The sequence below is a fragment of the Streptomyces sp. TRM68367 genome, from assembly GCF_014495685.1.
Taxonomy (GTDB): Bacteria; Actinomycetota; Actinomycetes; order Streptomycetales; family Streptomycetaceae; genus Streptomyces.
Window position 1 is genome coordinate 1 of sequence record NZ_JACTVI010000169.1, and the last position, 9,146, is coordinate 9,146.

Below are 9,146 nucleotides of genomic sequence, written 5' to 3' on the forward strand. Positions count from 1 at the left end.
GGAGGATTCGTGTGCAGGGACGTCGTCATATGGCTTCTCCGGCAGGTGGGGAACGTAGTCGCTTCTGGGGATGCCTCGTGTCGAGGTGCGGGCGGGCTTGGGGATGACGTGCACCGGGGGACGCCGGTCGTGCGGGCGGTGCCGGGCCTTCCGCGGAGGACTCCGCCATGGCGGACCGCCTGCGCCGATGTCCGACTCAATACGAAGGGGATGAAATGCGGCCTGTCAATGTAAACGAACTAAAATGTGATTTGAACCGCTTTACGGACAGTGCTGCTCCAGGGGTGTCAGACGCGTGAGTGCACATGCCACACCCCCGACGGCATGGGGAACACGGGGAAATACCGATACCCACCCGGAGATTCCCGCGACGGAACTCTGTCTTCAGTGCCCGGCCGTGCCCATGTAGGGGTAGTTCCAGTCCAGGTCCGGGTTCATGTTCTCCTTGATGTAGCGGCCGCTGACCCAGCGCTGAAGGGCCAGCGGTGAGCCGGTTTTGTCGTTGGTGCCCGACGCCCGGCCGCCGCCGAAGGACTGCTTGCCCATGAGCGCCCCAGTCGGCTTGTCGTTGACGTACGTCATCCCGGCCGTGTCGCGCAGGACGGTGAGGGCCTCGGAGATCGCCGTGCGCTCGGTGGCGAAGACGGAGCAGGTCAGGGCGTAGGGGCTGGTGGTGTCGGCGAGGGTGAGGATCGAACTCCAGTCGGCGTCGTCGTAGACGTGGACGGTCAGGAGCGGGCCGAAGAACTCCTGCGACATGGTGAAGGCCGTGGGGTCGTCCGTGACGAACACCGTCGGGTCGACGAACCAGCCGGTCTCGCGGCGGACACTTCCGCCGGCCAGCAGGCGGTGGCTGTCGAGGCTCTTGGCCTCGGTGAAGGCCTGCTCCAGGCGGGTGCAGGACGTCTCGTCGATCACCGCGCCGACGAACGTCTCGTGCTCGGTGACGTCTCCGATGTGCAGGTTCGCGACGGTGTCCGCGAGCCGGTCTTCGAGTCGGCGCCACACGCTGCGGGGGATGTAGGCGCGGGAGGCTGCGGAGCACTTCTGGCCCTGGTACTCGAAGGCGCCGCGGACGAGGGCGACCAGGAGGGCCTCGGGGTCGGCCGAGGGGTGGGCGATGATGGCGTTCTTGCCGCCGGTCTCGCCGACCAGGCGGGGGTAGGCGCGGTAGGTGTCCAGGTGCTGGGCCGTGGTCTTCCAGAGATTACGGAAGACGGCGGTGGAACCGGTGAAGCTCACCCCGGCGAGGTGCTCGCTGGCCAGGGCCTGGGAGGCGATGGACTGGCCGTCGCCGTGGACGAGGTTGATGACGCCGGGCGGCAGGCCGGCCTCCTCGAAGACCCGCATGACGACATCGCTGCTCAGGGCCGACTTCTCGGACGGCTTCCAGACCACCGTATTGCCCATGAGGGCGGGCGTGGAGGGCAGGTTGCCGGCTATGGCCGTGAAGTTGAACGGGGTGATCGCCAGGACGAACCCCTCCAGGCCCCGGTGGTCCATGATGTTCCACTGGCCCGGGTCCGAGGCGGGCTGCTGGTCGTAGATCGCGGCCGCGGAATAGGCGTTGTAACGGAAGAAGTCGGCGAGTTCGCAGGCCGCGTCGATCTCGGCCTGGTGGTAGGTCTTGGACTGGCCCAGCATGGTGGTGGCCAACAGTTCGTCGCGGTACTTGCCGGTCACCAGGTCGGCCGCCCGCAGGAAGATCGCCGCCCGCTCCCACCACGGGGTCATCGACCAGTCGCGGCGCGCGGCGAGCGAGGCGTCGATGGCCGCCCGCACCTGCTTGTCCCCCGCGGGCGTGATGTGGCCCAGCACGCGCGCGTGCTCGTGCGGCGAGACCACCGCCTCCTGCTGCCCCGCGAAAAACCGCTCACCATTGATCACATGAGGCAGTTCACGCACCTGCCCCGCGACCCGGTCGATCTCGGCACGCAGCCGGACCACCTCCGCGGAACCGGGAGCGTAGTCGCGGACAGGCTCGTTCGAAGGTGTCGGCACACGTACGCTGCCCGTGATGACGGCGTTCTGGTTTGCCATTGCACTCCTCGGTCATCGTTAGAGGTCGACATTCGACGTCATGGAATGAATCAAGTCAGAAGTTGCTCTGAAATTTCTGAGCGACGTTACTTACACTGAGCACATGCGTCAAGGGACAGAAGTGAACGGGGCTGCCGACGCGGCCGCCGTGGGCAGACAGCGGACGGCCGGCGGGCTGCGACTGGTCGACCAGGCGTATCTGCGGCTGCGGGACGACATCGTGACCGTGCGGTTCCAGCCGGGCGATCCGCTGGACGAGAAGGCCCTCAGTCAGCAACTGGGGCTGGGCCTGACACCCGTGCGGGACGCGCTCAAGCGGCTCACCCTGGAGCGGCTCGCGGTCATCTACCCCCGGCGGGGCACGTTCGTCACGGACATCAACATCAGCGACGAGCGCTGGCTGACCGAGGTGCGCATCGAACTGGAGGGGCTGGCCGCCGGCCTCGCCGCGGAGCGCGCCACCGACGAGGAGTGCGCCGCCCTGACCGCACTCGCGGGCACCCTGGAGGACTCCTCGGACCTGTCCCTGGACTACATCACCGTCGACACCGAGATCCACCGGGCCATCTACGCCGCAGCCCACAACCCCTATCTGGAAACCAGCTTGAACCAGTACGCCAACCTGGCGCTGCGCATCTGGCACTACGGCATCCAGCGAATGCGTCCGCGCACACCGCGCTCCTGCTCCCAGGACGAGGTCGTCGCCGCGATCCGCGCCCGCAAGCCCGAGGCCGCGCGCAAGGCCGCCCAGAGTCACCTGCTGGCCTTCTCCGCGGAGGTGCGCTCGCTGCTGTAGTGCACAGCCAGGCAGAGGTTGTACTGAAATTTCAGACTCGGTAAGCTGGCTGGACTCCTCAACCGTCCTGGCCTGTTGGCCGCACCCGGGGCCGACCGGACTGCAAACCCTTCGGTGCATTTGCTGCGAAGGGGTTGTGTGATCTGTGATCACATCCTACGGTCCTGGTTCAACGGCTCCGCGGCAGCACATCCGCGGCACCTCAGGCGGCACGCGGCGCACGCACCGACGGACGCCTCCCATTCCGGCCCGCCATCCGCGCGGCGGGGCTCTACCGGACACTTGCTGCTTTCGCCCTCGCTCGTCCTCCCGTCCGCCCCGTTCCTTCCCACCCCGGCTTTCGGGCCGGCCCTACGTGATCAGGGGATCGATGTGATCAGTGACCTGCTGCTGCGCGCAGCGCAGAACAAGAAGCTGGAGAACCTGGTGAGCGGCCACCCGCTGACCAGGGGCCTGGTGGGCCGCTATGTCGCCGGTGTCAGCTGCGAGGAGGCCATTCGCGTGGCACGGCAGCTGAACTGTGTGGGCATCGATGTGAGTCTCGACCTGCTGGGTGAGCAGGTGGAGGACCTCGCCGAGTCGTCCGCGGCGACCGAGCAGTACATCGAGACCGTGCGGGCGATCGCCGAGCAGGCGCCGGGGGCGACGGTGTCGGTGAAGCTGTCGCAGCTGGGTATAGCCGTGGATGCGCAGGCGTGTGCCAAGAACCTCGACCGGCTGCTGGAGGCTTCCGCGGCTGTGGGTGTCGGGGTGGAGGTCGACATGGAGCACAGCTCCGTGGGCCGGCCCACCCTGGAGGCCTTCCGGGAGGCTCTGCCCCGTCACCCGCACACCCGCGTGGCCATCCAGGCCGCCATGCGCCGCACCCCCGAGGACCTGGAGTCCTTCACGGAGATCAAACCGCGTCTGCGGCTGGTCAAGGGCGCCTACGACGAGCCGCTGAGCAGGGCGCTGCGCGAGCGCAAGGAGATCACCGCGCAGTACCTGTTCCTGACGGACTGGGTCCTGGCCCACTGTCCCGATCCCGCGTTCGGCACCCATGATGACCTGTGCATCGAGTACGCCAAGAAGGCCGCGGCGGCCGCCGGGGTCGGCAAGCGCGACTTCGAGTTCCAGATGCTCTACGGCGTCAGGCGCGACGTGCAGCGGCAACTGGTGCGTGAGGGCTACCGTGTCCGGGTCTACGTGCCCTTCGGTACCCAGTGGTACCCCTACCTGATGCGGCGCATGGCCGAACGCCCGGCCAACCTGCTGTTCTTCCTCCGATCCGTGGTGGGCCGCTGACATGGCACCGGAGATCGACGTCGTCGTCGTGGGCGCCGGGCTGACCGGCGCGGCCACCGCCTGGGCCCTGAGCCGCGCGGGCCACTCGGTCGTGTTGTTCGACGCTTACGGCTTCGGACACGACAAGGGCAGTTCACACGGCACCTCCCGCATCTTCCGCCGCATCTACCCCGAGGCCCTGTACGTCGGGATGACCGGCCGCGCGCTGGAGAGCTGGCGCAAACTGGAGGCGGACAGCGGTGCGCGCCTGCTTCAGGTGCGCGGCGGTATCGATCACGGCAGCCGCCGGGATCCCCGGGCTCTTGCCGCCGTCGCGGCCGAACACCAGCTCGCCCATGAACTGCTGTCGCCGGCCGAGGCCCAACAGCGGTGGCCGGGCATGCTTTTCGACGGGCCGGTGCTCTTCCAGCCGGACGCGGGCGTCGTCAACGCGGACGCGAGCACCGCGGCCTTCCTGGACGTGGCACGGCAAGGCGGGGCACGCCTGGTGTGCCACACCCCGGTTGAGTCGATCGAGGTCCTCGACGATCACGTCGTGGTGCACGCCGGCCAGGTGGTACGGGCGCGCCGCGTCGTGCTGGCCGTGGGCGGCTGGCTGCCGGAACTCCTCGACGCCTGCGGCCTCGGCATCCCGCTGCCGCCCGTGCAGGTCACGCAGCAGCAGGTCTTCCACTTCCGCCAGCGCGATCCGCAGGCGGTGTTCCCCGTCCTGGTACACAAGGACGACCACCAGATCTTCGGCCTTCCCTCCGGGGGCGACGCAGGCCCCCAGCCGGCCATGAAGATCGCCCGGCACGACGGGGGCACCCCCACCACGGCGGGCACCCGCAGCGGCCTCATCGATCCGGCCGGCCGACGGCTCATCACGGAGTACGTCCGCACGTGGCTGCCCGGGCTCGACCCCGAACCGGTGGCCGAGGGCACCTGCCTGTACACGATGACCGAGGACGACGACTTCATCCTCGACCGACGGGGCCCCGTCGTCGTCGCGTCCCCCTGCTCCGGCCACGGCGCGAAGTTCGCCCCCCTGCTGGGCGAGATGATCGCAGACCTCGCACTCGGCAGGGCTGAGACGCATTCCCGCTTCGCACTCGACCGGCACCTGCCCAGGATCGCCCGATGAATGATCCGACTCCGCGCGTACAGGCGTCTTTGCTGGCCGACCAGGTCTACACCGCACTGCACCAGTCGATCACCAACGGCGCCCTGCCGGCGGGGACCCGGCTGCGGGTACGGGACCTCGCGGCCGACATGGGCACCAGCGTGATGCCCGTGCGCGAGGCCATCCGCCGTCTGGAAGAGAACGGACTGGCCGTCCGAGAGCCCCATAAAGGCGCGGTGGTCAAGGGGCTCACCTTGCGGGAACTCGTCCACGTCTACGACGTACGGCTGCTACTGGAGACCGAAGCAGCCCGACGCGGCATCGAAGGCCTGGACGCGGAAGGCGTGAACAAGATGGCGAAGGAATGCGAGGCGATGCGCACAGCCGCCGCGGAAGGCCGCATCCTCGACGCGCTCGACCACGACGAGGCCCTGCTCACCACCCTGTACACCGCGGGCGGCAACCCGGTCCTCACCGACACGATCCGGAATCTGTGGCACCAGTGCCGCGCCTACAAAGTCCTGGGAGCCACCGCAGCCGACCGCGAACCCGACTCGTCCCTGTGGTCCTACCAACCTCAGCTGATCGAAGCCGCCCGCTGGTCCAACCCAAAGACCGCGGCACACCTGACACGCCGGTCCCTGAACAGCGCACGGTCCCGAATCCAGACGCTGCTCGACCAGGAGGCCGCGGCGGGAGCTGATCCGGCGCCATGATCCACGCCCCTGTCCCGCCCGGTGACCGCTCGTTCGTCGTCATCGGCGAGACCAACCTCGCCCGCCGGGTGTGCGCCTCACTTCGGGAAGGCGCACACACCGTCCAGCACCTGACCGAGCCCCGCGACGAGATGCTGCGCGCCGCAATGACACCGGCCCCCGACGCCGTGGCGATCCTGCTGCACGACGACGTCGCCGCGCTGCGCTACGCACTGGCCATCGCCCACATGTGCCCCCACGTCCCGATCACCGTGACCATCTTCGACCGGACGGTCGCCGACGAGTTGCTGCGCCTGCTGCCGCAGTGCCATGTGACCTCCCCGGCCGATCTGGCGGCCCCGACCCTGGCCGGACCCTGCGTCGACCCCGCCATCGCCGCCCTACGCACAATGGACGGCCACACCCAGGCCGTTCGGGTCCTTGACGGGCAGCCCCTCAGCCGCCCGTGGAAACCGGAACAGACCAACTGGCAGTCACGACGCGGCCGGTTCGCGGGACAACTGCGGCCGCACGACGCGGGAACGCGGCTCATGCTCACGGGCCTGCTGGGCATGCTCGCCGCCCTCCTCGGTGACCTGACCTGGCTGGTCGCTCTCGGACACCACCCTACCCAGGCACTGTTCGACGCCGCCCGCGTCGTGGCCACCGTCGGCCCGGCAACCGCTCCAGCGCACTCCACCGTGTATCCCGTACTGGCGAGCCTGGTCATGCTCAGCACGATCGTGTGCAGCGCCATGTTCACCGCCGGCCTCGTCGACCGCATGCTCGGCCCCCGACTGGTCGGGCTGATCGGACCGCGCACCCTGCCCCGCTCCGGCCACGTCATCGTCGTCGGAATCGGCCAGGTCGGACTGCGCCTGTGCGGTGAGCTGCAACGCCTGGGCATACCCGTCGTCGGCGTAGAACGAGACCCCGACGCACCGGGCGTCCGCATCGCCCGGACCCTGGGGATCCCCGTGCTCACCAGCCACGGCGGCGACCGGGCCACCTTGGAGAAACTGCACCTCCACCGGGCCCGGGCCCTGGCCGCCGTCGGCTCCGACGACCTCGACAACATCGCCGTGGCCATCGCCGCGCAGGGAGTCTCAGCCGGGACACGCATCGTCCTACGGGCCGGCGAACACGAGGCAATGCGCCACCCACGTCGTCGACGCCCGCAGCCTCGACGCTGTGGAGGCGATCCGCAGCGCCACCGGCGGGTTCGGCGCCGACGTCGTGATCGACGCCGTCGGACGGCCGGAAACCTGGGAGCAGGCGTTCTTCGCCCGCGACCTCGCCGGCACCGTCGTCCTGGTCGGCGTGCCGATGCCCGACATGACCGCCCCGGAGATCCTGCTGCTCGAATACTTCGGCCGCGGCGGCGCCCTCAAGTCGTCCTGGTACGGGGACTGCCTGCCCTCACGCGACTTCCCCACCCTGGTATCAACCTGCACCTGCAAGGACGCCTCCCGTTGGAGAAGTTCGTCACCGAGGAGATCGGCATCGACGGCGTCGAGGAAGCATTCGAGAAGATGCACCGCGGTGACCTACTGCGCTCGGTAATGATCCTGTAACCCTCCGGCCGGATCAGCATGAAGGCATCGAGCACCTCGTGACCTCGGGAACGTTCTCCCTGGACGGCGGAACGTGGGAGGTCGACAACAACGTCTGGCTGGTCGGCGACGCCGACGAGGTCGTCGTGATCGACGCGGCGCACGAGGCCGAGAAGATCGCCGCCGCCGTCGGCGCACGCCGCGTCGTCGCCGTCGTGTGCACCCACGCCCACAACGATCACATCAACGCCGCCCCCGCCCTGGCCGACCGGACCGGCGCCCCCGTCCTGCTGCACCTGGACGACCGCCTGCTCTGGCAGCAGACCAACCCGGACCGGGCCCCGGACGGATACCTGGCCCACAACCAACGCCTCACCGTGGCCGGCACGGAACTCACCGTCCTGCACACCCCCGGACACGCCCCCGGAGCGATCAGCCTCTACGCACCCGAACTGGCCACGGTCTTCACCGGCGACACCCTCTTCGACGGAGGCCCCGGAGCCACCGGCCGCTCGTTCTCGGACTTCCCCACCATCATCCGCTCCATCCGCGACCAGTTGCTCACCCTCCCCCCGGAAACCGTCGTCCGACCCGGCCACGGCGCCTCCACCACCGTCGGTGCCGAATCCGCCGACCTGCAGAAGTGGATCGACCGGGGGTACTGATCCGGAACGGCGCAGGTCAGCGCAGACTCCCCCGCGGCTTCAGCGGCCAGTCGTTGTGCTCCGCGCCTATTCCGCACCGATGAGGACGAAGGCCATCGTGACCGGTTGTCCGCTGCGGTTGCGCCAGGCGTGCCGGGTGCCGTTCTGGATCACGATGTCTCCTGTCGAGAGCCGGGTGCAGTGGCCGTCGTCGAGTTCGAGGACGATCTCGCCCTGCAGCACGATGCCGTAGTCCACGGTCGGCGTGGCGTGCATGCCGTCGGGTTCGATGAGTTCGGCGATGCCGGGCGAGTCGGCCCGCTGCTCCCGGCCGAAGGCGACGGGGTCGAACACCGGGTCTGCCATCGCGGTGTCCGGCGGGAAGGTCAGGACGATGAACCGCGTGCCGCCGGGCGCCGGAAGCAGGCTGGTGACCTTCGGCGTGGGGTCCTCCCCGGTCCGGCTGACCGGTTCGCCGGGTTCGGTGGCCCACGGCAGGCGGGAGATCCAGCCCGGCAGACTGGTGAACTCCCGGCTGCGCGGAATCGGGCCGTCGCTGACGACCATCGACCTGCCGTTCTCGTCATGGCCGGTGACGACTCTGCGCATATGTCTCTCCTTGGTCGGGTCCACCGGACCTGTCACATCGGTTGGGTCGGTTGGGCCGGTCGCTGCCGGGTTCGGGCGGGGCCGGGAGGGCGGTGTCCCAGGCGTCGACGACGTCCGCCACGGTGGGGGCGGGTGCCCGGAGCAGGGCCGCTGCCACCGTGCGTACGAACAGCCGGTGCCGGTCGTGGGTGAGGTACTCCACCGGGGACTTGCCGTCCACACGCGCGAGCAGTAGTGCCGGCAGCACTGTCGCGGCCCGCTCCTCGAGGGCGGGTCGGGGCTCCCAGTCGACGCACCGGGCGTACTCCTCGGCCAGCACCCGGGCGGATCGCAGAAGTGCGGCGCGGTCTTCGGGCACCACCAGGCTCTTGAGGAGCAGATGGTTGACGCAGAAGGCCAGGTCGAAGGCCGGGTCCCCGTACC

General features: G+C 69.1%; 7 protein-coding genes and 3 pseudogenes. 7 read left to right on the top strand and 3 right to left on the bottom strand.

The features are described 5' to 3' along the window. Nucleotides 1–384: 384 nt before the first annotated feature. Nucleotides 385–2,019, bottom strand: coding sequence for an L-glutamate gamma-semialdehyde dehydrogenase (gene pruA / locus H8R17_RS43200; protein WP_399478062.1), 1,635 nt, complete (start codon nt 2,017–2,019; stop codon nt 385–387). A 124-nt stretch (nt 2,020–2,143) separates the two neighbouring features. Here pruA and H8R17_RS43205 point away from each other — a divergent pair, with 124 nt between their 5' ends. The 7 genes and pseudogenes from H8R17_RS43205 (at nt 2,144) to H8R17_RS43235 (ending at nt 8,135) form a co-directional block, all read left to right on the top strand. Then, on the top strand, nt 2,144–2,836 hold the full coding sequence (locus tag H8R17_RS43205) for a GntR family transcriptional regulator (RefSeq protein ID WP_187828650.1): 693 nt from the start codon (nt 2,144–2,146) through the stop codon (nt 2,834–2,836). 372 nt (nt 2,837–3,208) lie between these two features. Continuing rightward, nucleotides 3,209–4,120, top strand: a complete 912-nt coding sequence (locus H8R17_RS43210; RefSeq protein WP_187828651.1) for a proline dehydrogenase family protein — start codon at nt 3,209–3,211, stop codon at nt 4,118–4,120. A 1-nt stretch (nt 4,121) separates the two neighbouring features. After that, nucleotides 4,122–5,243, top strand: a complete 1,122-nt coding sequence (locus H8R17_RS43215; RefSeq protein ID WP_187828652.1) for an FAD-dependent oxidoreductase — start codon at nt 4,122–4,124, stop codon at nt 5,241–5,243. Continuing rightward, entirely contained in the window at nt 5,240–5,938 is a 699-nt protein-coding gene (locus H8R17_RS43220; protein ID WP_187828653.1) for a GntR family transcriptional regulator, read from the top strand. Before H8R17_RS43215 ends, H8R17_RS43220 begins: the two co-directional genes overlap by 4 nt. A gap of 761 nt (nt 5,939–6,699) precedes the next feature. Continuing rightward, nucleotides 6,700–7,008 (top strand): annotated as a pseudogene (locus H8R17_RS48260) (NAD-binding protein); the annotation flags it as partial. Between the two features lie 64 nt (nt 7,009–7,072). Beyond that, nucleotides 7,073–7,491 (top strand): annotated as a pseudogene (locus H8R17_RS43230) (zinc-binding dehydrogenase); the annotation flags it as partial. A gap of 26 nt (nt 7,492–7,517) precedes the next feature. Further along, a complete protein-coding gene (locus H8R17_RS43235; RefSeq protein WP_187828655.1) occupies nt 7,518–8,135 on the top strand; it encodes an MBL fold metallo-hydrolase in 618 nt (205 codons plus the stop codon). A gap of 66 nt (nt 8,136–8,201) precedes the next feature. Here the strand turns inward: H8R17_RS43235 and H8R17_RS43240 are convergent, their stop codons facing one another. Together H8R17_RS43240 and H8R17_RS43245 are read right to left on the bottom strand one after the other, a co-directional pair. Next, the gene (locus tag H8R17_RS43240) at nt 8,202–8,723 is read right to left on the bottom strand and encodes a cupin domain-containing protein (RefSeq protein WP_187828654.1); all 522 of its coding nucleotides are present in this window, start codon (nt 8,721–8,723) and stop codon (nt 8,202–8,204) included. Further along, nucleotides 8,698–9,146, bottom strand: a pseudogene (locus H8R17_RS43245) (hypothetical protein); the annotation flags it as partial. The gene H8R17_RS43240 and the pseudogene H8R17_RS43245, both read right to left, overlap by 26 nt.